Here is a 1,088-nt window from a genome sequence, read left to right as displayed (position 1 = left end):
GGGGGAAGGTTCTTTCCCGGGCAGGTTCTTGTCTCTTCCGTGCGGGGGTGGGGTGGCGGAGTGTGGGTGTGTGCCCGGAAAGGGTGCGGCTCCTCTCCGGGGGCCGCCTCCGGGTGTGTCACGCCACCTCAACGAGTTTCGGCAGGAGTGCCCTCATGGCCAGGATCAGTGTCGGTTTCGACAGCGCCGGTATCGAGATCGCCGCCCACCTCTACCTTCCCGACAGCCCGGTGGCCGGTGGGCTGCCGGCGCTGGTGGTCGGTCACCCGGGCACCGGGGTGAAGGAGCAGACCTCCGGCACGTACGCGCAGCGGATGGCCGGCAACGGCTTCGTCACGCTGGCCTTCGACGCGGCCTACCAGGGTGCCTCCGGTGGCCTGCCGCGTGGTCTGGAGGACCCCGCGCAGCGGGTGGAGGACTTCAAGGCCGCCGTGTCCTACCTGACCACCCGCCCCGAGGTCGACGCCGGCCGCATCGGCCTGCTGGGCATCTGCGCCTCGGGGAGCTACTCGCTGGCCGCCACCGGCGGCGACCACCGGGTCAGGGCCGTGGCCACCGTCTCCACCGCCGAGCCCGCCCGCCAGTTCCGCCTGGGAGCCGACGGCTCCCAGGACCCGGCCGTCTTCCAGGCCCTGCTGGACGCCGCCGCCGCCGCCCGCACCACCGCCGCCCGCGGCGAGGACCCCGGCGTGATGACGATGTTCCCCGAAACCGCCGAACAGGCACGCGCACTCGGCGGCGAACACGGCGTGGAGGGCTTCGAGTACTACTGCACCCCGCGCGGCGCGCACGAGCGCTCCGCGAAGTTCCTGGCCTGGCAGAGCATCGACCGCATGGCCCAGCACGACGCCTTCCACGCCGTCCCCCTCATCGCCCCCCGCCCCATCCTGCAGATCATCGGCGAACGCGCCGTCACCGCCTGGATGGCCGTCGAGGCACACCAGCGCGCCACCGGCCCCAAGGAACTCCACCGCATCCCCGGCGCCAGCCACGTCGACCTCTACGACAAGAAGCAGTACATCGACCCCGCCATCGACAAACTCACCGACTACTTCACCACCCACCTCACCACCACCCACCCCACCGAC

The 1,088-nt window shown here is 71.6% G+C and carries 1 protein-coding gene; it reads left to right on the top strand.

Annotation, left to right across the window (positions count from 1 at the left end):
• Positions 1-155: 155 nt before the first annotated feature.
• Positions 156-1,088, top strand: a 933-nt coding sequence (locus AB0946_RS41745) for an alpha/beta hydrolase (protein WP_366765982.1), incomplete at its 3' end; no start/stop codon positions are given.

This window comes from Streptomyces sp. NPDC046870 (assembly GCF_040704595.1).
Taxonomy (GTDB): Bacteria; Actinomycetota; Actinomycetes; order Streptomycetales; family Streptomycetaceae; genus Streptomyces; species Streptomyces argyrophylli.
This window is presented reverse-complemented; position numbering and strand designations above follow the sequence as displayed.